The sequence below is a fragment of the Eudoraea adriatica DSM 19308 genome (genome assembly GCF_000382125.1).
Classification (GTDB): Bacteria; Bacteroidota; Bacteroidia; order Flavobacteriales; family Flavobacteriaceae; genus Eudoraea; species Eudoraea adriatica.
The window spans coordinates 48,509-75,090 of record NZ_KB907549.1 but is presented as its reverse complement, the minus strand read 5'-3'; the positions used below and the strand labels follow the sequence as shown (position 1 = coordinate 75,090).

Genomic DNA, 26,582 nt, shown 5'->3' with positions numbered 1-26,582 from the left:
TGCAAAGATTGTTTTATTTCCCACTATATTCATATCGGTTCCTGTAATCAGTCTTTTACCACCGTATAGACATTAACATCGTCTTTGGAGGTGATCCTTATAAAATACATGCCCTCAGGGTAGTCAGCCATATTAATTTCATGTGTAACCGGGCTATTTCTGCCATCCAAGGAAGTGTTAAGATATAAAATCCCATAGAAATCAAATATATCAAGGGTAACAACCTCCGAAATATTCTGATCAATGAACAATATGTCATTCCTAAGGCCATTCACAGGATTCGGATGCAAAATAAAGGACGCATCCGTACCTGAAATTCCCGAATCGCACCTGTTGTCATTGGCATTGGCATTGGACGTTGTTGAACTTTTATGTGTGCTGTCCCTGCTTGTAAGTTCCCACTTCAGTGTATTCCCATTAAAACGAATTGAGAAAGTGCCCTGGCCCGGTAAAAAGATAAAGGGTAATTCCCCCATGCTGGTAGCCGCTGCCGGCCCGGTTAACTGATTCTCCGGTCCTTCGGCTATATAAATAGTCTCTTCATTAGGGTTCTCATAACGGTAATGTGCAATATAAAACAAACCATCAGGATCACTGAAATTTTCCTCCACACAATCCAGGTAAGTCCTTATTTTTCGAAGGTTATTACCGGTAGGATTTATATATAGCGTTCCAATATTACTATATTCAATCTCATAATTTCGGGGTTCCGCTATTTTAATAAAATAGATTCCGGTTGCACCGGGAGTATAGGCAAGCCCATTGGCATCTTCAAAGATATATGGGATGCCATCAGGGAATACATCCACCTGAGTTTCATCATATTCGTAGCCTTCAATAGTAGTGCTTATGAGGGAAGTGTCTATGATGGTTCCCTGATCAATTATCAGGTCTCCGGTTTCAACTACTAATGTAGCCGGATTTACCGTAATGGTGCTGGAATCGTAAGTAATATTAAAATTCGCACCGATAGGCGCAAATAAAGCACCGGGATAGGAATAATGCACTTCCGGTATTGGGGTTACATCGAGTCCTGTAATAAGGTTTACGGAATAGAAATTAGAGACATTGCCGCCAGTTTCGGAATCATCGTCTGCGTGGAGCACCGCAAATACAGGGGAATAATCATTTCCATCCTCAGTGCCTCCCAGGTCACCATCATTGACTACGGCTTTAAACCTGTTTTCAAAAAACACCTTACCTGTTAACAGATCTTCTCCGTTAACGACTGCCTTGAATCTGTTTACGACAGCCTTAAATCTATTTTCTATAGAATTATCTCTACTTTCTATATAATTATCAAGATCCTGTGCATCCAGATCAATAAGGTCCATTCCATTAACCACAGCTTTAAACCTGTTAAGAAGGGTATTCTCTGTTGCCATCCAACTGCCGCCATCCAACAAATCTAAAAACTCTGCTGTGTTCACGACGGCTTTAAACCTGTTAATCAAAGCCAGGGTATTATCTTCAAAAAATGTTGCATTGTGTGCCTGTGAAATGTTGGCCAGGAATTCTGTATTATTTGATATATTTCCTGGATTAGCATAGTTGTAATTCAGCTCAAGGTTAATTGCCTCCCCATAGGTAGTAACCACAGGTTCCGGAATTATGGTAAGGGCCCTTTTGGTCACCGTAAAAGACCCACTTTTAAAATTAACTACGAACCCTTCTAAAGCATCCACTTGTTCCTGTGTGGCGTTGTCAAGGTCAAAAGAGGGAAAAATAACATAATTAAATACCTTGGGATAAGGCGGTACAGCAGGGGTTGTAAAAATTACTTCGGGGAGCCCAAGGCTTTCAAAAGTAACACCTTCGGGAAGCCCTTCTACCGTAAAATCGAATAATTGCTCATAGTCCTGCCCATATTCTATGGAAACGTCATCTGCAATAATATTAATGGCTAATTTACCATCATCCAATAATAAAATCGGATTGGATTTACCTCCGTCTGTTCCTTCGGGCACTGTTGAATTTGTAAACACCGTAACAGGCTCGTTACCAGTAAAAGGACCTACCAGAGCTATTATCTCGGTCTCACTGGATGAGGTAATTTCCAGTTCTTCATCACCATAGAATAGCTTAGGATCTTCAGGAAAATAGAGGCCATTAATGGTTAGTTCAAAATCTTCTGCACTCACCACCTTGCCTTCTTCTGTTATAAAATCCGTTATCAGGGCGGTCTGTGTTGCAATTTGTTTAAATGCTCCAACCGCATTGACTACACCGGCTCCAAGCTGGTCGGGATTACCAGCCGGGACTGCTGTATCTTTAAAAAGTTGTAGTATGTCAACAAATTGTTCCCCATACCATGAAGGCAATGCTGATTTCATTAATGCGAATGCCGCCGCTGCATGAACAACCGAAGCTGAAGTACCAAAAAAGTTTTTAAATTCATCCCCATCTACAGGTACGCCTGCCACTTCGTTCTGGCCTATTGTAAGAACATTGGTATTTACACCGTCATAGGAAGCCAATGTAGCCTGCGGCGTGGAGCCATCTGAAAGTGTACCTGCATAGGAAGAAAATGGCTGGGGTACAGGATTAGCCGCTTTGCGAAAATCTACCGCACCAATAGCAAATGCTTCCGGAGTGAGGGCATGCCCGCTGATAGTTGGTGCGCCGTTAAAATACTCCAATACCTCCAAACTGTTTGCAACAAAGATGATGTACCTGAACGCCAGGCTACCCGGATTTCCATTGGCACTGGTAATCAGAAAATTAGCTTCGCCATCTGCAGTTGCTTTAAAAGTGCTATATTCAATGGGATCCTTGGTGTTGTTATAATAATTATTTCCTACGAGCAGTCTTTCCTGATCGTCTACCACCCAAAAATCCAGGTCGTTGGTTGCCCCTAGACTGTTGTCTTGTGATGCAAAGGATTCGGCCCACTGTGTGACAATCATATAGGTCTCACCTGCTTTTACCCTGAATCTTTGGTAAATATCATCGGAACCATCCGGATTGGTTCCAAACACGTGTGCCACGGCTTCGGGGTCTGGAACAAAATCGGGGATATCAGCGCTGCCGGAAGCCTGAAATACAGCCTGGTAGGCATTGTTAGAAAAATTCCCGATAGAAGTGAAATAAAAGTTTTCACCAGAATTGGTAAATTCCCGGATAGCACGTCCAATGTTGCTCAGACCAAACATGGGTTCTCCCGGAAATGTAATATCATCGGTAATAATATCGGCTTCAGCACTATTTAAATTTTGCACAGCCAGTTCAAAATCCCTGGGAGATAAAACTCCGGTACTGAATGCCAGGCTCGCACCCGGTGCAATATCATGAGCAATTTGAAGCATGGCCCTTCCTTCATCGGATATTTGGGAAAAGGTGTACGGATAATCTTTAAGTACCTGGACAGGTGTATCATAGATAGGGTTGCCTATTCCCTTGGTCCCCGGAAGATCCCTGTTCCCTACGTCTATGGCTTCATTGGTTGGTTGCCCTGGTTCAGGGAGATTGGCATCAAAACTATTGGAAATCACCCCAATCTTTATGCCACTGCCGTCTACAGGCCGACTGCCATCAGCCGTTACAATACGGAACGATTCGCGGACAATATCCGAGGTTTGGGCGGCATCTCCCTGTGTGACAGCATCACCTGTTTCCTCTGCAACACCTGAAGTAAAAGGGGTGTACAATGCCTGCGCCGTTTTAATGATATCAAAATAATCTGCAAGGACAGGAACTTGAGGCTCCGAAGGCGGTTTCGGGAGTAGTCTGTTGATTGGGAAAAAGACATCAATTGCCTTCAGCCCCTCCAATTTAATAACCTCTGGATCAACGATGAAATCGGAATTCTGCAAATTATTACCATCATAAGTAAGGCTAAAAACGTCCTCCAGCACATCAATTACGGCCTGAGTTTGCCCGTTAAATGGAATTATTTGTATAAGTACTTTTTCATTGGAATCTATCTGATAAATTACATCTGACGGATTATTACCGGCAGTCCCTGCACCCAATGAGATAAGTTCAGGAGTAATAAATCCTATTGATTTTCCATTTCCCGGACCTATGACCGGAACAATAAAGCTATCTGCTTCACAAAGCTGGGAGTTGGAATCTACCCTGATTTTAACCTCGTTGGATTGGTCAAAAACCACCGTCCATTTGGCATGTCCGCCCTTTGCAAAGACTACCGGAATTACCTTTTCATGGGTGCCGGGCTCAAAAACGTTGATGCCCGGAAATTTTTGAATCCCCTCATATTCAGACTCATCTATCCTATCACTTAAAAAAATATAACTGTCTTCAGGGCTGTCTAAAGTAATAGGTTTGTTGGTAGGGTTGGTGTACCCAAAATAGGCCCGGTATAGCCCATTGCCAATATCTTCCATGCAGGCAGTAAGCGTAACATCTCTATTGTTATTACCTTTTTGTGCGGTAATTGGGGATGTTAAAAAACTTACTAACAAAAATAAACCCGCATATTTAAGCAATCCTGCCTTCCCATGACGCGCCTTGTTAACAAGTAAAAAAATATTTGAGTAAAAGTGCCACATTTGACAAATCAGTTTTTGGTTATTATTTAAGGATGTATATCTGCCACGTCCTTTTTTAACTGGGGGAATAAATCATGCAGGCAAGACCTGGGAAAAGCACTTGAGTTAGTTTAATAATAGCTAAGAGGTAGGACTAAGATACGACTAAATTTCATTTTCTTAAAGCCATTACTTTTTCAGGTAAAATCCGGGGAGGATTGGATAGAGCCAAGATATTAATAAAATTCGGTTATAATTATTTATTTTTTGCCGAAGGTGATGTAATGTTGGATTTTTAGGATAAATGACACAATTAGAAATCTTTTTTGGCATAATGCAAAAAAATGGGTTTGAAAATTGTATTCTTTGCAATGTTTGATCATATAAAATTGTACGAGGTGCGCTTGTGGAAGGTTCTGAAAATAAGCAATCCTTTATAAACCTTATACCCCTTTTTATGAGTTTCTTAAACGTAGTAAGGATTTAAAAAAAATGGATGGGTAATTAGTAAAATTATATCTTTGAACAGAATTGGAAAGAGCTAGATGAGGAAAATTATACCCCCCCTTTTACTGCTGTTTTGTTGTTTTCCGGGTTATGGCCAGGCCCTTTTTGAGGAAAGCTTAACCGAATTTGTGAATGAAGAAGTGATTTACGGATCAATACCTATTTTTCATGGGCCGGGAATCTCATTTATGGATTTTGACAATGATGGCTGGGACGATATTACCATACCGGCCTCAGCTAACCGGGACTTTCAATTTCTACGAAATACCGGTGGGCAATTTGAAATCATTGAACTACCCATTAGTAGCGGAGGAACCTATGCCCGCCAGGCCCTATGGGTGGATTTCGACAACGATGGGGACAATGATTTTTTTGCTACCAGTGATCAGGGTAGATGTTGGTTTTACAGGAATGATGGCGGAAATACGTTCACAGATATCCTCGCTGTCTCAGGAATTGCTCCTCAGGCTTCAGAATATTGGGGAGCTTCCTGGGGAGATTATGACAATGACGGTGATCTTGATGTATTTCTTTCTGTAAGAGACCCGGACAGGTTAAATTATAATCTCCTTTACCGCAACGATAATAATGGCACCTTTACAGATGTGACCTTATCTGCGGGCCTGCCATCAATAGGATACCTTACCCAAAGTGCAGCTTTCATAGATTACGACCGGGATGGGTATCAGGACCTTTTTTTGGCCAATGACAAGGACGAATTGCCCAATTTCTTATACAGAAACAGGGGCGACGGCACCTTCCAGGATGTAAGCAGTTCCTCCGGGATGAATCTTTTTATGGATGGGATGTCAACCACCGTTGACGATTACAATAATGACGGATGGTTAGATATTTACGTCACCAATATTTACCCTGCGTTTTTATCCGGTAGTGTGCTGGGGAATGCATTTTTAATGAATAATGGAGATGGGACTTTTAGCAATGTAGCACAGGGCAATGGTACGCGTTATGATGGTTATGGCTGGGGTGCTATATTTTTAGATAGTGAAAATGATGGTGACCTCGATTTATATGTGAGTAGCCATCTTGATGGCACTGACGGAAGGCCTCCATCGGCATATTATGAAAACAATGGAAGTGGTAATTACACAATTCCTTCCAATGCAGGTTTTATAAATAATATTAAAGCCAGTTATGGAAATGCCATTGGGGATATACAGAACGATGGCCTACCCGATATTGCCGTGGTAAATATTGCGGATCAGCCCATAGACCTATGGGCAAACCGGACAGCGACACAAAATAACTGGCTAAAAGTAAAACTTCAGGGAACTCAGAGCAATAGCATGGGTATCGGATCTTATATTGAAATAGGGGTAGGACAAGAGGTAAACTATAGATATACCATGTGTGGTGAGGGCTTTATCAGCCAGAACAGTCTTTCAGAATTTTTTGGCTTGGGAGCGGCCACTGAGGCAGATTATGTTGAGGTTACCTGGCTAAGCGGCTTAAAAGATCGTTTTGAAAATGTATCTTCTAATCAATTAATCACACTTGTGGAAGGGTCCAGCCCTGTTGAAAACAATGGAAACCCAAATGGTGGAGGTAATGGAGGTGGAACTACCAATCCGGATTGGTCTGTTGCTCGCCAATGGAATGAGGTATTGTTAGAGGCCATACGCCTTGATCTGGCCCGGCCAACGGTTCATGCGCGCAACCTTTTTCATAGCTCACTGGCTATGTACGATGCCTGGGCCTTGTTTGACGATACAGCTGAAACCGTATTTCTTGGAAAGACCTTTAAGGATTTTTACTGTGCATTTGATGGCATATCGTCCCCGGAAGACCTGGAGGCTGCCAGGCATGAAATATTAAGCTACGCCCTTTATAGATTACTTTTTCATAGATTCTCTGATTCTCCAAGGGCAGTTTCTGCCTTGCAAAATTTTAACGCCTTGTTTACTGAATTGGGCTATGACCCCACCTTTCAAAACATAGATTATTCGTCCGGGTCCTATGCGGCCTTAGGTAATTATTTGGCATCAAAACTCATAGAATTTGGCTATCAGGACGGAGCTAATGAAGAAAATGGCTATGAAAATCAGGACTACAATCCGGTAAACAGTCCGCTTTCTTTGGAAAACTATGTCGATGTTGTTGAATTAAACGACCCTAACAGATGGCAACCCCTTGCCTTTGAAAGTTTTATAGATCAGAGTGGAAATTTAATTGATGGTCCTGTTCCTGAATTTCTAAGCCCGGAATGGGGGAAGGTTAAACCATTTGCACTCAAACCTTCAGATTTGGAGATATTAAACAATGGTTTTGACAGCTATATTTACAATAATCCGGGTGCTCCTCCGGGAATAGACAATTCCTCCGAAAATGGTTTTGCCGATCCTTATAAATGGCATTTTGCATTGGTGGCGTCCTGGTCTTCCCATTTGGACCCTGACGATCCTACCTTAATAGATATTTCTCCGGGGGCTCTGGGTAATGTAGACATTGCCTTGTACCCCGAAACATTTGAGGAATATCAGTCCTTTTATAATTTCATGGAAGGAGGTGATATTGGCACGGGGCATAATTTAAATCCCGCTACACAAGCACCATATGAACCACAGTTGGTTAAAAGGGCCGATTATGCCAGGGTGCTCGCAGAATTTTGGGCAGATGGTCCGGATTCAGAAACTCCTCCCGGTCATTGGTTCACCATATTGAATTATGTAAGTGATCATCCGGAAACAGTAAAACAGTTTGGTGGGGAAGGTTCTGTAGTAACCGATTTAGAGTGGGATGTAAAGGCTTATTTAGCTCTGGGCGGTGCAATGCACGATGCTGCTGTAAACGCCTGGGGAATAAAAGGTTATTACGACTATATAAGGCCAATTTCAGCTATTCGTTATATGGCCTCTAACGGTCAAAGCACTAATGCAATGCTACCGAGCTATCATCCACAGGGTTTACCCCTTATTCCGGGGAGAATTGAATTGATTGAAAGTGGAGACCCTCTGGCGGGAGTTGGAGACGAGAATGTTGGAAAAATTAAAATATTTGCATGGAAAGGGCCGGATTTTATTAATAACGCGTCCACAGATATTGCCGGAGTAGACTGGATCCTTGGAACCCGCTGGTGGCCTTATCAGCGCCCCACATTTGTTACACCACCTTTTGCAGGTTATCTTTCGGGCCATTCCACTTTTTCGCGTGCTGCCGCAGAAGTACTTACCCTGCTTACAGGTGATGCCTATTTTCCGGGAGGAATGGGAATATTTGATATTGAACAGAACAATTTTTTAGTTTTTGAAAGCGGACCCAGCGAGAACCTGACCTTGCAATGGGCTACTTACAGGGATGCTTCAGATCAGACCAGTTTATCGCGCATTTGGGGAGGCATTCATCCACCTATAGATGACATTCCGGGACGCATAATTGGCGATAAAATTGGTAAGGAGGCATTTGGTTTAGCCCGGGAATATTTTGAGGGACTGGTTACTTTGAAACCGGATAATTTTCTGGTCAAGACTATTGGCGAAAGTTGCCTGGATCTTAATGATGGGGCCATATCTATTGATGCTAAGGAGTATTATGATTATGTCGCAATTATTAATGGTCAGGAATATTCTTTTAACCGGGAAATTGAAATTGAAAATCTTGCACCCGGCATGTATACCATCTGTTTAAGGGTGGAAAATGAGCCGGCATTTGAACAGTGCTATGACTTAAATATACCGGAAATAGAACCCCTGGATATTACGGCAAAGACAGAATTTCAGGGATTATCCTCTAAAACCTATTTCGAGATTAATATAGGTACTCCGCCCTATGTACTTACTGTAAATAATGAGCTAAAAGGAACATTTGATAGTAATCAGTTCAGTTACCCCGTGAACAACGGCGATCTCGTTAGTTTAAAATCCGGTCTGCCCTGTGAAGGCGAATTTTTGGAAATAATTTCTTATTCAGACAAAATAATAGCATATCCCAACCCTACATCCGATTATCTTAATCTGCCCGGAACATCTGATAATAGCATTATCTCAGTGCATACTATTGCAGGACAATTGGTAAAACAATTTGAAGGTAAGAACCCCCTGGACCTTTCTTTTTTGAGCAATGGGGTTTATTTTATTAATATCAGGGATGGAGAATCCACTTCCCGTTTTAAAGTGGTTGTTTCTAATTAATTCAGATAGTTTGGTTTAGCCAATATTAAGATCCCTAACTTGCGTAATGGACTTTTTGCTTTAAGTGATCGCGACAGGATTTACTCCATCGATGGCAGATAATCATTTCACAAATCGCTATTTTTGACTTCAGTTTTAATGATATGGTCATAAATTCTATAGCTGAGATTCTTAATATTCTCACTGCATTTTTAAGTTTATTTTTCGCTTTCTATTTACTCTCCTTAAAATCTGAGAACAGATCATCAAACGTTCTTATTTCATTCTATTTAATTATCGGTGCCATTGATTCCGCTACAGTACTAAGTGGTCAATTAATTAGTCCATATTATCCCGGATTTGCGTTACTTCTAAATACATCACTCTTTTTAAGCCCACCTCTTTTATATTTTTATATATGTTCTGTAACCTATGAAGATTTTAGATTAAAAGGCAAACATCTCTGGCATACTCTTCCATTTGTGATTGCTATCCTCTTACTGAGTCCAAGATTCTATTTGGCAGATTTTGATAAGAAAATAGAATTATTAAGAGCTAGTGACGGTTTAATTATTGAATTTAAGTTAGTATATCTCTTGCTTCATGCTCAGGCCACTGCATATATTATTGCATGTTACATTGTAATTCTGAGATCGAAAAAATTACTCCTGGAAAATTATTCAAATGGTAACGTAAATTATTACAATTGGCTGATTACGCTTATAACATTAATTGCAATAGAAATAGTGGTTTCTACATTCAAAAATGCATTGATGATAAATGATTTGGATGAACTATATGAGATAGCAATGACCATAACAGGACTATCGGCTTTGTTATTTATTTGCTGGCTTGTGATCAAGGCCCTGAAAACACCAGAACTCTACGGAAGGGTAGATTCAAAACAACTTCTTGTTAAACAACTTATTGCTCGAAGTCCTCGAAAAGCAACTCCGGCAGCAGTAGATAAAGAAAGCTATGAGGCTTTAATCAAACTAAAAAGTCATATGATAACAAAAGCGCCTTATCTGGAACCCTCCTTAAGTATTTATGATCTTTCGAAACAATTAAATTTACCAACGAAAGAACTTTCGATTTTAATTAATCATAATCTTAATCAGCATTTTTTTGATTTTGTGAATGAATATCGCATCAAAAAAGCCATGGAAATATTGGCAGATGCCTCTAAAAGTGATCTTACTATACTTGAAATATTGTACGAAGTGGGATTTAATTCAAAATCTTCTTTTAATACCGCGTTTAAAAAATACACTAAACTAACCCCTACTCAATATCGAAAACAATATAGTACATAGGGTCTGAGAAAAAAGTCGTACGCCTTAAGATTTAAAAGTCGAACACATAAATTGGTTCGACTTTTTTTATTCGGTCGATTTTCTTGTAAATCTAAAGCACCTTTATCCCATCAAAATCAAATGAAGAGCAACTTTATTAAATGTCATGAAACCACAATCGCAAATTAAGCCCATCCCATTCTTAACTTCCTTAGTTATATTTTTAGGCGCAGCAGTGCTGTTCCTGATTAATGAACGCGTTATTATACCCTATCTCGATCAATTAGGAGCAAGCCAACTGATGCTGTTTTTAACCTATATTTCGCCTTTTGCTTTGTTCTTTTTTGTTGCTCTGTACGGCTATAGAACGGAAGGAAATCCATGGAACTGGAAGGCGCTAAAGGCTCGTTTTCGATACAAACCTATAAAAGGAAAAATGTGGTTATGGACGATTCTTTTCGTGGCAGTTGATACAGCTTCATATCTTATAGTCTATAAATTTGCCTTTCCTGTAATTAAAAAAATACACGATGTATTTCCTACACCTGAGGTTGTAACGAATTTCATGAATAATGGCGAAACATTTGCCGGCTTTAATGTTCATGGTAATTGGTGGCTACTGGGCCTTTTTCTTTTGTTATATTTCTTAAATGTGGTAGGAGAAGAGATTTTATGGCGGGGCTATTTATGGCCGCGTCAGGAATTGACTCATGGCAAATATACATGGATCGTGCATGGATTATTATGGACATCATTTCACTTGTTTGCACCATATAACGCAGTTATGGTATTGCCGGGCGCACTATTTATGTCCTATATAACGCAGAGATATCAAAATAACACCATATTCCTGATCTCTCATGCTACTCTTAATGGCATACCATTAATTATACTCATAACGAACATAATAGGATAAGATTAATTTTATAAACCCGAGTTTAATTAAATATCAAATCATGACACAAGACAATATTCAAGATGGGTAGTGTATATGAACGGAATTTTCACACGAATCAGAGAATTACCCATAAACTTAATTCGGCTAATCCATCCAAAGAAGAATTATAAAACAATTATAACCCTAATCCAAGTATTATGAAACGCTTTATTATTTTAATCTGTATTTTACTATTTAGTTTAACTGCATGTACCAAGGATACTATTGCAGGTTCCGGAACCCCAATTTCAGAATTTAGAAATGTTGCCGAATTTACTAAAGTTAGTAGTGAAGGTGTTTTCGAAGTTACTATTACCCAAGGTGACTTTCAATCCGTAGAGATTACGGCAGATGACAATATAATCCAACGGGTAAAAACCGAAGTGGTAGATAATGAGCTCAGACTGTATTTGGATGATCGAAATTACAGGGATATAAGTTTAAAAGCCAATATTGTTTCTAAAAGGATCACTGGAATTGAAAATACGGGAATTGGCAATTTTGTCATATCCAATGTTAATGAAAGCGGAAACTTTAATATCTACAATTCTGGAACCGGAAACATTAGTGTAACAGGGCGCGCTGAAAGTTTGACAGTGGAGAATGAGGGAAATGGAATACTCAAAGGATTTCAATTCATTGTGTCAGATTGTAATGTAGAAATAATTGGCAGTGGCGATTGTGAAGTTCACCCTACGGGTATATTAAATGTAAATATAGAAGGTAGTGGGGATGTTTATTACAAAGGAGCACCGACTATAGAAGCCAATATTTCGGGTTCGGGTAAAGTTATTAATGCAAACTAAAAAAAAAGCATTTAGATTTACCCGCTTTTCGAATAATATTAAAGTTATGGTGACAGTGAAGGGCCACCATGCTCTTCCAAAGCAGCAACGCGAAGGAGTGGCTGGTGCGGTGGCATCCTGCCAATAGGATTACCTTCCTCCTCCGCTGCACTGCGGAGGACAAAGACGGTTTTCCTTTAAGTTCAATGCAGCAAATAAAAAACCACACAAGGCGTTGCCTTGTTATTTTGTATTTCCTTCATTTATGAAAGCCTGAGCTTTCAACACTTCAGAAAATACAAAACCACGCATGAAGCGTGGTTTTTTGAGTGTCGTGATCGCGACAGGATTGAATATCCTTCCTTCTCCGTAGTCTAAATGAAAAGTTACAAATCAAAGATTTGTTCTTTTTTATTCTCACTTCGATTCCTGAACAAGTTCAAATCTCACTCAAATAAAAAAAGCCCACGTATGTGGACTTTTCATTCTTAAGTGATCGCGACAGGATTCGAACCTGTGACCGTCTGCTTAGAAGGCAGATGCTCTATCCAGCTGAGCTACGCGACCTTTTATTTTATTACTTGGTCTTTACAACTAGTTCACCGAAGCTGCCTGTCCACCGAATCCACCGAAGCCTTGGCGTAGGTGGGGGAGGTGGAAGCTGCGCTACCCTACAAAATACGCTAATATTTTGCGGGGCAAATATACTAATGTATTGTTTACAATAAAACTAATTACCAGCAATATTTATAGAACACAAAAAGTCATATATATGTGGTTATCACAACTATTAGAACTAATAAGCCATGGACATACATAAGGTCTGCCAAAAAGCACATGGTTTAAAATCAACTTTTTAAGCATTAGTAACTCTAATTAGAACTTTTTCCTTTAAATGATTTTCGGATGTTTTCTAATTTGAAATCCGCACCAAAAAGATGTTTTTGGTATAGAAATCCGGGGATTTAGGTTTTTTTGTTTAAGAAATAAATTACATTTATCTCACGGATTCAGAGCTTTTATTTTATCTTAATTTCTTTCTCATCTCAAGGCAATCTGGATTAACTTTTATCGGGGAATTAAGTAATAACTGGTTTAGCATAATGCAGGATAAAATTATTAAGTACCGTTCCATAATTGTAATAGCAGCAACTGTTATTACCCTGCTTTCATTGCTGCTAATTCCCAGGCTCCAAATAAATGCCAATGTAGATGATTATGTACCTGATACCATCAAAAACAAAATTTACCTGAAGGAGCTGGATAGTATTTTCGGGGGAAGTGAAATGATTTTGCTAATGCTGAATGCTGAGGATGTTGTAAATGCGACAACCTTGAACAGACTGGAATCGCTTGCAACCGATTTAAGCACACTGGAAGGTTTAGACAGGATTATCTCTCCTTTCAATGCACAGGAAATTTCCATTGAAGACGGATTGATGTCTATGACACCTTTCTTTGAGGATATTCCTGATAGTCAAGCCGGTTTTGAAGCCCTAAAGAAGAGAATAGCCTCAAACAGCATGGCCAACAGGTTCTTTTCAGACGATTTTAGCCTTGTTTCCCTGGTTCTGATAAAAAACACGGGGACACCGGATATAATTATAGATGAAATCAAAGAAGTGATAGCTGCAAACCCGGGTAAGGAAGAAACCCTTATAGGCGGCCTGCCCTTTATAAGGCATTCTATTTCAGGTAATATCTTAAACGATTTAATTGTACTGCTTCCCATTGCCATGTTTCTTATGGTCTTTATGTTATACTTTTCATTTCGCGAATGGAAAGGGGTATTCATGCCCTTTCTTATTGTTCTTATGAGTATTATTCTCTCATTTGGATTGATGGCCTTTTTTGGGTGGAAGATTTCGCTGTTCAGCATTCTCATGCCCATTATGATAATTGCCATAGCCAATGATTATGGGATTCACTTAATAGCACACTACCAGGAACTGGCGGGGGCTGAGGAATCGCTATCGATGAAAGAAATTTGCAAACAGATATACAAAGACCTGAAGAAGCCCATACTTATAACCGGGGTCACGACTATTGGAGGGATACTGGGTTTACTTAGCCATACAATGATGCCTGCGGCAGAGTTAGGCGTGCTTACCGCTATTGGTATAGGCTTTGCCTTACTGCTGAGTCTATGGTTTTTACCCGCAATGCTGTCCTTTTTTAAACTAAAGGACAAAGGTTCCGCGAAGGGCAAAAAAAAGAATTCTGTTCTGGATCGAGGGCTGGTACGCATGGGAAATTGGGTAACCGGGCATCCAAAAACAATTATCGCAAGTGCTGTTTTTGTAACAATTATAGGAGTAGTTGGAGTATTTTTCCTTAAAGTAGATACCAATGTAGAAAGCTACTTTTCGGCTAAATCGGAGGTTGGACGTTCAACAAAACTCATAAATGAAAAGTTTGGGGGCTCCCAATTTATTTCTTTGCTTTTTTCCGGGGATGTACTCACTCCGGAAGTAATGAAAAGGATGGAATTTTATGAAAAGGAAATAATAAAAGACCCTGCGGTAGGACTTGTAAGTTCCCCCGTTTCACTGGTAAAAGAACTCAGCAAGGGGTTTTACGAATTAACGGAAGAAGGTTATAATGAAATTCCCGAAACCTCGGAGGAGATTTACCAGTTAATTGAAATGTTTTCACTTGGTGGTAATGAAGACGATATCTCCCAATTCCTGGATTACAATTACGAAAACGCAAGAATTTTAATAAGTCTCAAAGATGGGAGCAATAGCGCCAATAAAAGGGTGCTGAAGAAGATTAATACACTTACAAAGGACGATCCAAATGTTCGATATGCTGCCGGGGCAGGACTTACAGAAATTGAATTGGCGGATATAGTGGTAAAAGGGCAGATTAAATCTTTGATTTTTGCTCTGGCTGTGGTTTTTATCATTTTGAGTTTTGTATTGCGTTCTCCAAAAGCTGGATTGCTTTCCGGATTACCAATAACTATAGCAATAGTGGTGCTATTTGGATTGATGGGAATATTTGGAATTGCCTTAGACATCGCCACAGCCCTGCTATCGTCGATTATGATTGGCGTAGGCGTAGACTATACGATTCACTTTTTATGGCGCTTTAAGACAGAAAGATCCAGAGGTCATGATCACAGGAAGGCAGTACGCATAACGCTCAACACTTCAGGCAGGGGAATTATCATAAATGCTCTTTCGGTTATTGTTGGTTTTATGCCACTTATCTTATCTAATTTTACCCCTTTAAAGTATTTCGGTGCTTTGATTGTCATCTCCATTACTACCTGCCTCATTAGTTCACTGTTTTTGGTTCCGGCGATAGTAATTCTTACAAGGCCGGAATTTCTTGAGTAATTTATAATTGTAAGCAGATAATGGTACGATCCTTGTAAAATTTGTTGAGGGGATTTGTTGGTACTGTAAATCAACCCTTTTAGATCTTAGTAAATACTGTTTTACCATATAATATTGGGAAGAGTACTGATTTTCCTCAAAATTTGGTAATATTGTTATCTATGTTGAAGCTTAAATTAGTAGTGCTATTTGCAGCCTTTTGTATGCCTCTGATGGGGCAGAATAATGCCCGGGATATTTTTGAAAAGGCAGCAGATCAGCTTTTGACGGCAAACCTGGAACTATTACTTGAGATAAAGGAGATTGCGAGTAATGGCAAGTTTAAAGAAAAGCAATACAATGTTCTTATAGGAAAATCAGAAGGTGTGGAATGGACCAAAACCGTGGTTCAGCAACCACCTAAGTTAAAAGGGATAACGATTGTTATTACGGATTATCCCGACGAGACCGGATTAATAGAAATATTTACACCGGCCAATGGTAAAATCAGAAAGATGAAAGCAACTCCCAAAAATATGGAGTTGGTCAATTCCGGGGTTTCTATTGCTAATTATACTTCCAAAGACCCCTCACAGTTAAGTCTTGAGTTTAAAGGAAATGAAGAATTTGAAGGTAAATTATGTTACAAATTAGAAGTTATTGACATCCGGGATCTTGAGAATGGTAAAACCATTTATTTAATTGAAAAAAACACGTATCGAATTTTAAAAATTACAGCCTTTGATAAGGATGGTTCACAAAAAAGTATTACAACCTATTCCGATTTTCAGGCTATTGGGGAGCTAAAAGGAAAAACCCATCCCATGTTTATGGTGAATAAAGACCTTAAAAAAGCGAAGCACAACGAAATAAAGATTTTGAAAATCAATGCAAGGCCCGATTTAAAGGAAGAGAATTTTACCATTGAGCCCGTAATCAACTAAACAGTAAAAGGCTTACGCCTTGAAAAATAACTTGTCATGTCTATAAAGAAATCTATTTTGAAACCAAAAGAGATGGCCGCCCTTTTTAAACTGAAATTAGGGGGTAAAAAAATCGTGGGCCAACATAAGAATGACAATTTAAAAAATAATGAAAGCCTTATATTTTGCTATGATACCCTCGATAAGGTATCAAGATCATTTGCTGCAGTTATAAGACAGTTACCGGAAGAGATAAGTGATGTTGTTTGTATTTTTTATCTCATTTTAAGAGGACTCGATTCCGTTGAGGATGATATGGATTTATCTAATGAAGCTAAAATTCTTCTGCTTCGTGAATTTTATGCAAAAAACTTTGAAGAAGGTTGGAGTCTTACCAATGTAGGAGATAAACAGGAATACCGCGATCTGCTTGCCAATTATGATAAGGTAATCGACGCGTTTTTAGTGCTTGATGAAAAATACCAGAAAATAATAACAGAGATCTGTAAAAAGATGGGGGACGGGATGGCAGACTTTGTGGAATCCAAAATAACTTCTATTGAGGATTACAATTTGTATTGCCATTATGTTGCCGGTTTGGTTGGAATTGGATTGTCTGAGCTTTTTGCCGCTTCCGAAATTGAGAGCAGGGAATTGAAAACTAAAGAGGTGCTTGCAAATTCAATGGGCCTTTTTTTGCAAAAAACCAACATTGTCAGGGATTATAAAGAGGACCTGGACGAAAACAGAATCTTTTGGCCGGAAGAGGTTTGGACCTTATACGGCCCCACATTTGAAAGTTTTTCCTTAAACCACGAAAAACCGGAATCTCTTTCGTGCCTCAATCATATGGTAAACGACGCACTTTCTCATGCCACAGACTGCCTGGATTACTTGAAACTATTGAGGAATGAACGGGCATTCAGATTTTGTGCTATTCCACAGGTAATGGCTATTGCAACACTGGCGGAAGTTTATAATAATAAAAAGGTCTTTACGGAAAATGTAAAAATCAGGAAAGGATTGACAGCCAAGCTAATTCTAAATTCCGGTTCCATTGAAGAAGTAGTTAAAATTTATAAAAAGATGGCCGCTTCTATTGAAGGAAAAATTCCAGACGGACTTCTAAATTCTCCGCGAACTAGAGAGATAGTAGAGAACATAAATAACTACTGTGATCTGGCATTATCTGAATCCTATAAACCGCATGAAATTGCCTAGGCATGTACAACTGATTTAGACCTGTTTGTTAGCGTAAAATGGTCTCACTTCATTTTATGGCTGATAATCTTTAAAAACTTACCACATTATTAGCCTACATACTTTAGTAAACTAAATAAAAAAATTACTTTTGGCGCTGAACACAAAAATCGAGGAATACCATAGGGTAAAACTCCGTAAAAAATAAAAAAAATACTTTGTATGAAAACACTTAAAATTTATGCCATTGCTTTATTCTTTTGCACATGCTTAACTTCTCCTTTGTTGGGACAGGAAATAGATAGTACAATAGAGCCAAGAGAAAGATTAAGTCTTGTTACATCGCAGGGAACAGTAACGGATATCGTGAAAGAAACCCGCGAGGTAACCTTAAAAGGACCCGATGGTGAGCTGGTAACCGTCACTGCCGGCCCGGAAGTGGAAAGGTTTAATGAAATCGCTGTTGGTGATAAAATCAATTTTGACTACTATACCTATTTAAAGGCAGAGTTTAGAGCACCAACTGCTACTGAGTTGGCAGAACCATTAGTAGTTTTGGAGGGTGAAGGAAAAGCTTCTGTTGAGGAAGCTCCGGCAGGGGCTGTTGGAACAATGATTAAGGCTGTGGTAACTATTGAAATACTTAACAGGCCTAAGATGCTGGCTACTGTAGAAGGCCCTAATGGAAACTATTTAACTATTCCCATGAAGGATGCGGCTTTTATGGAACAACTCCATATTGGTCAGGTTTTGATATTGACCTACGCAGAAGCTATGGCTATTTCTCTGACGAAAGCAGATAGCGAATAACAAAGTTAAATTTATTTGTTTTTAAAAATGAGAGCCAAATAGGCTCTCATTTTTTTTGAGACTTTTATTATAGCAAAAGCATGGTTTACCGGTTGTAGATAGCTACTTGGAAAGATTCGTCTGTTGACCAGGGAAATGCCCAATATCCAAACGCAGTAAAACAATTCAATCAACCCTCCGGGCACACTTTCTTCAAGAAAACATTATTATGATAAGAGTTAGTACATTAATTTTAGTAATTTTCAATCCAAATTTTACAGTTGTATTCATATAACAGATATTATAAATGAAATTTGGGCCAATAAGCTTTATGCTCTTTCTATTAGTAATAACTCCTGCATTTTCTCAGGAAAGTGAAGGGGAGGAGCAAACAAAACACAGGGTGGCTTTTCTTTTTGGGTTGACGCATATTCCCAGGACCATTGAAAATGGTGAGCTGCTTAAATCAGAAGAACTGACTACCATTGGGATTGATTATTTCTATATATTAAACCAAAAATGGCATATAGGTGTAGTTTTGGACTTAGAACTGGGGAAATATGCGGTAGATTTTGATGGTGAAAATATACCACGGGAGAATGCATTGGTTACGGGTTTGGTAGCAGTTTATAGAATATATAAGGGCTGGAGTATTTTTACCGGCCCGGGGGTAGAATTTGAAAAAAACAAGAATATTTTTATTATAAGGGCCGGTATGGAATATGAATTTGAGCTTGGAAAAAACTGGGGCCTGGCCCCGGCTTTTAGTTATGATTTTAAGAAAGAATATAGTGCATACTCCCTTGGTGTTGCTCTAAGCAAACGTTTTTAGGGTTTACATAAATATACCGGTATATATCTTACCCGATTGTCGTTTTCTTCAATGGAGCTGGTCAAACATTATTGCTTTTCGCTAAATAATTCCTAAGGGTTTAATGATCGCCAATTGCTTTAATACTCCAAATTACTTATATTTATTTAGAATAAGCAATAGAGCATTCTCTCCCCTAAATACTCTTTTATTAAGAAGCCTATTCTGTGGTTTTATATCGGCCTTTTTATGATATATATATCATAAATTTATTTAGACAAAGTAAGCATTTTTACCATAAGTAATGAGATCTGATCCTGTATTAACTTAAAGAAACGCAATCGCTAATAACTAATTCATCCAATCAAATATTTATTAATAACGGAAACACTTAAATTTTAAAACTAAGACTATGAAGAAAACTATTTTTTCGGGAGTACTGCTCTTTTTAATTAGTGCAATGACCTTTGCACAGCAAACCAAAAAACCCAATATCCTGGTGATATGGGGAGATGATATCGGTTATTGGAATATCAGTCATAACAATCACGGGATGATGGGGTTCCATACCCCAAACATTGACCGTATTGCAAAAGAAGGGATTGCCTTTACGGATTATTATTCCCAACAGAGCTGTACGGCCGGTCGTGCCGCATTCTTAGGGGGCAATGTGCCGGTGCGCACAGGTATGACCAAAGTGGGGATGCCCAATGCGCCTCAAGGCTGGCAAAAAACGGATGTAACCATAGCCACGGTGATGAAAAGTCTGGGCTATTCCACCGGGCAGTTTGGAAAAAACCACCAGGGAGATCTGGATGAACATTTGCCAACCATGCACGGGTTTGATGAATTCTATGGGAACCTTTACCACTTAAATGCGGAAGAAGAACCGGAAAATGAGGACTATCCACATGATTTGGTGTTGGCTAACGGAAAGAAATTCGAAGAGGTTTTCGGGCCCAGGGGCGTGATCCATAGTTGGGCAGACGGCAAAGGGGGACAGCGGGTTGAGGATACTGGTCCTCTCACCAAGAAACGGATGGAATCTATTGACGATGAATCTGTTGCAGAAACCAAAAGGTTTATCAAAGAACAGGTAGACTCCGGAAAACCCTTCTTCACCTGGTGGAATGGTACCCGCATGCATTTTCGCACGCATGTAAAAGAGGAGCGGCGACATCCTGGGAATGACGAGTATACAGATGGGATGATAGAGCATGATATGCATGTAGGCCAGCTGCTGGACTACATTGATGAATTGGGTATTGCAGACAATACTATTATTTTTTATTCTACAGATAACGGTCCTCACTTCAACACCTGGCCAGATGCCGGCACAACTCCATTCCATGGTGAAAAGAATACCAGTTGGGAGGGGGCATTTCGGTCGCCTGCGTTTGTCAAATGGCCCGGGAAATTTCCTGCAGGGAAGACCCTGAATGGAATTTTTTCTCATGAAGATTGGCTACCTACCTTCGCCGCCGCTGCAGGATCTGATGATATTTCAGACCAACTTAAAAAGGGGGTTACGCTCAATGGCAGACAGTACAAGAATTATATTGATGGTGTGAACCAGTTGGATTACCTTATGGGTAAATCCGAGGAATCTGCACGCAAGGGCTTCATTTATGTTAGTGATGCAGGAGAAATAACCGCGCTGCGCTATGGAGACTGGAAGGCGATGTTCCGCGTACAGCGTGAAAACAAACTGGCACTTTGGTTTGAGCCTTTTGTAGAACTCAGAGGGCCATACCTGTTTAACTTGAGGCGCGATCCGTTTGAGAAAGCTTTGGTAGGCTCTAATACATATTGGGACTGGTATGTAGACCGTGTTTATATGTTGGGGGGTATGCAGTATTACGCCCTGAATTTCCTTAATACTTTTAAAGAGTTTCCTCCCAGCCAGGTGCCCGGGGACTGGAGTCTGAGCACTATTGAAAAGCAGGTTAATGAAATGATACCAACAAGTCGCTAGAACTTAAATAGTTGAAGTTTAAAAACAACTTTAAAGAGAGGTAAAATTCAGCACTTTGGAGTGGTTGTAGATCCGTATACCTGGTTATTATTAGAGTACCGCTGAATGCAACCATAAAGGTTAGAGAATAGATAAAAACGGGTGTTTCGAGAGAATCGGAGCACTCTTTTTTTATTGTAAAGTTAGTTGATCCTGCATCTAAGGGTTTAGATGGATGTTGTTGTTCTTCTTTTGTAAGGTTTTATAATACAGATCGAAATACACCCTAAATGAATTCTACAAAGGTTAATTCACTGTATGTACGTTGTTTAAATAATTCCTTGGATTGCACTATATTTATAGCCCTTAATAATTTCCATTGTGACTGATCTGCTATTTGTTTTTTTTGCAGGAATATCCTTAACCACAGGCTTAGTTTATACTGGCCTGGGTATCTTTTATAAGAAATATGGGGCAAATTTCATCTTCGGTCTGTTTGCTAATGTAGTGGAGATATATTTTCTGAGATTATTGCCATCACAGGCCAATTCTATATAGCCGTAGTTGTAGCTATTATAGTCGGCAAATTTGCCAGCAAGAATTAGGTTAATATACCTTTGGATAATTATTAAGTTCTGTAAATAATACGAAACCAAAAAGAATATGATTAAATCAAACTCAAAGTTTCCATTTATAATAAACCTGGCTGCTTTTATAATCATAATTGCAGGATTAATCTATGGTGCGGGCTTAATCACTCCGGTTTTAATGGCAGTATTTCTTTCTATTATTTGTACACCACCCATTAGGTATCTGGTAAGGAAGAGGGTACCGCAGAGTTTGGCTGTTTTAGTTGTATTTCTGATGCTTATAGCAATCTTCATTGGTTTAGGTGAATTAGTGGGACAATCCCTTGCGGCATTTACTCAAAATGCCGGATTGTATGAACAAAACCTGGATCAAATTGGTGCATCTGTTTTTGACTTTTTAAATGACAGTGGATTTAATTTTTCATTTGATAAAATGGATGATTTATTGGAACCTTCCAGGATTATGGGTTTTACAGCCAGCTTACTGAGTCAGCTTGGCGGGTTTATGGGCAATTTCTTAACCATCCTCTTCCTGGTACTTTTTCTTTTGTTGGAATTGGATGATATTTCAATTAAGGTAGATGCAATCCTAAAAGACTATTCTGCAAATTATTCATATTTTGATGAAATTGGGAACAGAATTCGTCATTACCTCTCAATTAAAACACTTACAAGTCTTATCACGGGCATTTTAATATGGATAGCGCTGTCACTTATTGGTGTTGATTATGCCATTTTATGGGGTTTAGTAGCATTCCTGTTAAACTATATTCCAACTATAGGATCTTTTATTGCAGCGTTTCCTGCTGTTCTGTTTGCTCTGGTTCAACTTGGATTTGGGGGTGCATTGGCTGCTCTGATTGCATTTGTTACGGTGAATTTGATAATAGGAAGTATTGTAGAGCCAAAACTAATGGGGCAGGGGATGGGATTATCTACTGCAATAGTATTCTTATCGCTTATTTTTTGGGGTTTTGTATTAGGTACTGTAGGTATGTTTTTATCTGTTCCATTGACCATGACTGTGAAAATTATGCTGGAGCATAACCCAAAGACAAGGTGGATTGCCATTATTCTTGGAACAAAAAAAGATGCAAAAGCCTTGATTGAAGAAGATGCAAAAGCCCTGATTGAAGAAAATGAATCGGAATAACTGTTCGGGATAGGAAATGGCATTAAAATAAATGGACAAAAAAGATTAAAAGCCATACTGAATTACAATATTCAGGTAATTTGCTTTATGCTACTTTTGTCCATTTCATTACAATCTGGCACAGATAATAACGTAAATTGTAATCTATTGAGCTTCAAAAGGACATTCATATTTGTCCTTTTCCGAATATATTATTACTACTAAACAGAGAGGAATAAGTGTTTAATTTTCCATTTCCTGCAATTTAGTAAGCGCTTCTGATTTGGAATTCACGTCCAGTTTTAAGTATATATTCTGAATATGAAAATTTACGGTACTTGGAGTAACAAAAAGTTTATCGGCAATAAGCTTATAGGTAGCTCCCTGGCACAGGTAATCAATTATTTCGTTTTCCCGTTCCGAGAAAGCATTATAAGATTTTCTGTGAAACATGGATATCACGGCTTTGACTATGTCATTGCTCATGGTGGCACCTTCATATTTGATGGAATTTAAGGCATTGTACATACGCTTTTTGGTAACCGGTTTCGTGAGGTAGCCATTTGCCCTATTTTTAAAGGCATTTTTGATAAGCTCAAAATCATTCTGTTCGCTTATCATAATAATTTTTACTTCAGGATCTTTTTTTCTGAACAGGCGTATTCCATCTATGCCACAAACGTTGGGCATAGAAACTTCAGAAACAATTATATCTGGTTGTACATGATCAAAATCTTTTAAGGCGTCTTCTACGGAAATATAAACACCTTTGAGTGCATAGTCCTGGTAAGTTTCAAAATAGTATTTGTAGGCCGCATGAAATAAGTGATCATTATCTATAACAATTATATTAAGGATATTCGATTTCATATCTATTAGTATTTTGGGGTTAAAAAAATAATAAAGAAATAAGAAATTAAAAGTTTGAAAATGAGCAAGTTAATAGGAGTATTTCATTGCTCAATAAGCAATTTTTTAAACCATAGCACATAGCGATGCACACTAGATATGGATACAGTCCATCTATCTCTTACCGTGAAGTAAAATGCGATGTTAAAACAAAAACACAGGTATTAACTGCATACGTTTTAAGGGTACCATAAAATAGCAATACAACAAGGGGTCCCTAGCTTATAAGGATCTGATAATACCAGATACCAATAAGTTAAAAATCCAACTAAAACGGTATTAACTGTGGTTTAAAATGGAGCTTCCTTTAAGAAGGTTACAGGATTAGCTCTTGTTTTTGGCCTGCCATGCGAGCCGGTTTTGGGGTAATTTTCAGTCTGCATATTATGGGGTTTTGGGGGTTGAGCGATCGTTATTCTATTACTTTAATAATTTAAATATATATAAAAATTAGAAAGGCAATGATATTACGTAAGTATTTTCGTTCAAATGCAGACCGGTTGGTCGGTAATCTTGTCTGTTTTTCTCATTATTAATATTGTAAAAAACTCCCGGGAGCCTGGTGTTTTTTGACTAAAACATTTTTCAAATAATAAAACGAACCATGCATTGTCATTGAAATCAAATGAATTCGAATTTATATCATAATAAAAAGAAAGTAAGCCAAAGCGCCTATGTAGTAAGATTTATTATACTTGTTTGCAGTCCATAAGCAGGTATCAATTATTTTGGGATAAATAATTTACAAGTATAACAGACAAACTGTTTAATGTTCCTATTGTCCCTGGAAAATCATTAATCTTCATACATTAGATCTGCGGTTGCCGGGGGATTATCAACCTGCATAATCCACTTTTCATCATTATATTTTCCATTTAAATCAGAAACATAAGCAACTTCGGCTTCTTCCTTAGCTTTAAAATCAGCCAAATAAACATAATACAAACCATTTTTCTTATTGTAAAATTGTTTCGCATCCAACCCCTGTTCATTCAGCTGATTCATAAAAGCATTTAAATATTTTTTGGTCTTATAAACATTGGCAATTACATAATAGCCAGATTGTACTCCAATATCAGATAGATTTTGAATTTTTATAGGTAGTTTAATATACTTCTTGCGTTCCGCATCTGTTAATTCACCGGAAGTATTCAATTCCATGGTATTGGCTGTTGTAAATTCCACATTATTTGTCGCGGAATTCGTTTTACTGTGGTTTGATGCCAATACTGTATTTTCCGGACTGTTGAAATCCTGTAAATTATTTTTCACACTATTTTCTACATCATTTCGCAAAATACGTACTATCATTTCAAACTTTTTCTCAAATTGTGCATTACGTGCGTTCTCTATGGAATCCTGCCTTAAAATCAGCTCGTCCAGGATTAACCGGTTTTGATAGGCAAGAGATTTAGAATCTTCTTCCTGAGATATTGTATAAGCCACAAGTGAAGTTTCAGGTGTATTTTTCAGATTCTTGTTTTTCGTTTCGGAGGATTTTTTAGTATCCCCTTTAGATTTGTTTTGAGCACTGGTTAATTCCGATATTTGCGCTTCATATTTACGCGTAAGCTCTTCAATCTGATTCCTCGTGTCTTTATTTTGATTTTCCCTCATTTGTGCTAATTGTTCTTCATAATTCTGAACAATTTCATCAATTCTGTTTTCTTCTGATTTTACTACGTAACCGCCAATGGCTGATGGTTGGTTTTTAAAGGTATACGCCAGGGACAATTCATGATTCCAGCCAAATTCTGCACCCTGATCCAGGAAATTCTTTTCTACCAGATACCCCAGAGACAACTTTTTACTAAGGTTAAAACCTATACCCAAAGACATTCCGTAAGTGTCATCCAGGGTACTTTGAAACCATCCGTATTTCGGTAATTCAAGTACAACCGAACCTACATAAGAAAGACTTCCGTCCAGGTTCTGTCCCAATTGCACAAGGGGCATTAGCCTTGCGTTGGCAAATAAACCGGACGTGGCCATAAAAGCGTGCGTATATTGCAGAGAGCCTTTTACAGTTTTAGCATTAAAACTGGTTATAAATTCATTGGTGGTCTGACTGTATTTAATAAGGTTTTCCGCGTAGATCCCTATATCAAAGTTTCCATAGGAGAATGTAATTCCGGGCTGAATAGCAATCTTGTTTTCTAATTTTGCTTCCAGAATTTCAGGGTCGTTCTCAGTGGCAACCGCCCGGTTTTTATCAACTCCTACACTGTAATAGGTAACATTTGTCCCAAAGGTTAAGCTACTCTTGGATCCCAATTGTACCGAAGTGGCATAATTGGCATTAAATCCGAACTCCTGGATAATACCGATGCGCTGACTGTATATACCTAAGCCTAAAGCCGTATGGTCATTGAATTTATTGCTAAATCCCAGATAATAGTTTTGATTGTTATCTTCAAATGTAGCATACTGATTTCGATGCAGAATATTAAGATAAGATTTGTTTTCCCGAACCAGTGAAAATGTAGGGTTTATTAAGAACCTATTGAAAAACAGCTGATTGTGATAGGTAGTGTTCGAGCTAAGATCAGAGAATGCTTCCTGACCGTACGAAGCCTGAGCAAAAAGGATAAGGCAAAACACTTTAAGTACGAATACTTTCTTAATTATAGTGGTGTTACAGTTCATCTGATTGAAATTTAAATTTTTATCTTAATACTTGTTATCCGATATGCTTTTCTAAACTAGTGTTGATCGGATTGTATGATTCGAAAATTTCGTTTCAACTTTATATTTTCTGAATAGTTTTTAGAAATCATCGATTCCCGGGCTACCAAATAGATCGGGGTTGC

The 26,582-nt window shown here is 38.6% G+C and carries 14 protein-coding genes and 1 tRNA gene; 11 read left to right on the top strand and 4 right to left on the bottom strand.

Annotated elements, in window-relative coordinates:
• Positions 1 to 47 precede the first annotated feature (47 nt).
• Complete coding sequence (locus G504_RS0109880; RefSeq protein WP_019670011.1) at positions 48 to 4,511, bottom strand: S8 family peptidase; 4,464 nt, start codon at positions 4,509 to 4,511, stop codon at positions 48 to 50.
• 524 nt (positions 4,512 to 5,035) lie between these two features.
• Between G504_RS0109880 and G504_RS19490 the strand changes: the two genes are divergently transcribed.
• The 4 genes from G504_RS19490 to G504_RS0109860 all read left to right on the top strand — a co-directional run bounded on the left by G504_RS19490 (position 5,036) and on the right by G504_RS0109860 (position 12,162).
• A complete protein-coding gene (locus G504_RS19490; protein WP_019670010.1) occupies positions 5,036 to 9,145 on the top strand; it encodes an FG-GAP-like repeat-containing protein in 4,110 nt (1,369 codons plus the stop codon).
• A gap of 143 nt (positions 9,146 to 9,288) precedes the next feature.
• Positions 9,289 to 10,440 carry a helix-turn-helix domain-containing protein gene (locus tag G504_RS0109870; RefSeq protein ID WP_019670009.1) on the top strand — a complete coding sequence of 384 codons (1,152 nt, stop codon included), beginning with the start codon at positions 9,289 to 9,291 and terminating at the stop codon, positions 10,438 to 10,440.
• A gap of 145 nt (positions 10,441 to 10,585) precedes the next feature.
• On the top strand, positions 10,586 to 11,335 hold the full coding sequence (locus G504_RS19225) for a CPBP family intramembrane glutamic endopeptidase (protein WP_019670008.1): 750 nt from the start codon (positions 10,586 to 10,588) through the stop codon (positions 11,333 to 11,335).
• Positions 11,336 to 11,514: 179 nt separating this feature from the next.
• Positions 11,515 to 12,162, top strand: coding sequence for a head GIN domain-containing protein (locus G504_RS0109860; protein ID WP_019670007.1), 648 nt, complete (start codon positions 11,515 to 11,517; stop codon positions 12,160 to 12,162).
• Positions 12,163 to 12,634: 472 nt separating this feature from the next.
• Here the strand turns inward: G504_RS0109860 and G504_RS0109850 are convergent.
• Positions 12,635 to 12,708 (bottom strand) — tRNA-Arg (locus tag G504_RS0109850).
• A 536-nt stretch (positions 12,709 to 13,244) separates the two neighbouring features.
• Between G504_RS0109850 and G504_RS0109845 the strand changes: the two genes are divergently transcribed.
• The 7 genes from G504_RS0109845 to G504_RS0109810 all read left to right on the top strand — a co-directional run bounded on the left by G504_RS0109845 (position 13,245) and on the right by G504_RS0109810 (position 22,884).
• Positions 13,245 to 15,485, top strand: a complete 2,241-nt coding sequence (locus G504_RS0109845; RefSeq protein WP_019670005.1) for an efflux RND transporter permease subunit — start codon at positions 13,245 to 13,247, stop codon at positions 15,483 to 15,485.
• A 161-nt stretch (positions 15,486 to 15,646) separates the two neighbouring features.
• Positions 15,647 to 16,408 carry an outer membrane lipoprotein-sorting protein gene (locus G504_RS0109840; protein ID WP_026348492.1) on the top strand — a complete coding sequence of 254 codons (762 nt, stop codon included), beginning with the start codon at positions 15,647 to 15,649 and terminating at the stop codon, positions 16,406 to 16,408.
• Positions 16,409 to 16,444: 36 nt separating this feature from the next.
• The gene (locus tag G504_RS0109835) at positions 16,445 to 17,608 is read left to right on the top strand and encodes a squalene synthase (RefSeq protein WP_040444080.1); all 1,164 of its coding nucleotides are present in this window, start codon (positions 16,445 to 16,447) and stop codon (positions 17,606 to 17,608) included.
• Positions 17,609 to 17,809: 201 nt separating this feature from the next.
• Positions 17,810 to 18,397, top strand: coding sequence for a hypothetical protein (locus G504_RS0109830; RefSeq protein ID WP_019670002.1), 588 nt, complete (start codon positions 17,810 to 17,812; stop codon positions 18,395 to 18,397).
• Positions 18,398 to 18,707: 310 nt separating this feature from the next.
• The gene (locus tag G504_RS0109825) at positions 18,708 to 19,208 is read left to right on the top strand and encodes a hypothetical protein (RefSeq protein WP_157473234.1); all 501 of its coding nucleotides are present in this window, start codon (positions 18,708 to 18,710) and stop codon (positions 19,206 to 19,208) included.
• 391 nt (positions 19,209 to 19,599) lie between these two features.
• Positions 19,600 to 21,162 carry an arylsulfatase gene (locus tag G504_RS0109820; protein WP_019670000.1) on the top strand — a complete coding sequence of 521 codons (1,563 nt, stop codon included), beginning with the start codon at positions 19,600 to 19,602 and terminating at the stop codon, positions 21,160 to 21,162.
• A gap of 642 nt (positions 21,163 to 21,804) precedes the next feature.
• Positions 21,805 to 22,884, top strand: a complete 1,080-nt coding sequence (locus G504_RS0109810; RefSeq protein WP_019669998.1) for an AI-2E family transporter — start codon at positions 21,805 to 21,807, stop codon at positions 22,882 to 22,884.
• Between the two features lie 222 nt (positions 22,885 to 23,106).
• On the opposite strand, the gene G504_RS0109805 is transcribed toward G504_RS0109810, so the two are convergent.
• On the bottom strand, positions 23,107 to 23,733 hold the full coding sequence (locus G504_RS0109805; protein WP_019669997.1) for a response regulator transcription factor: 627 nt from the start codon (positions 23,731 to 23,733) through the stop codon (positions 23,107 to 23,109).
• 834 nt (positions 23,734 to 24,567) lie between these two features.
• Positions 24,568 to 26,418: a PorP/SprF family type IX secretion system membrane protein gene (locus tag G504_RS0109800; RefSeq protein WP_019669996.1), complete on the bottom strand. Its 1,851-nt coding sequence runs from the start codon at positions 26,416 to 26,418 to the stop codon at positions 24,568 to 24,570.
• Positions 26,419 to 26,582 lie beyond the last annotated feature (164 nt).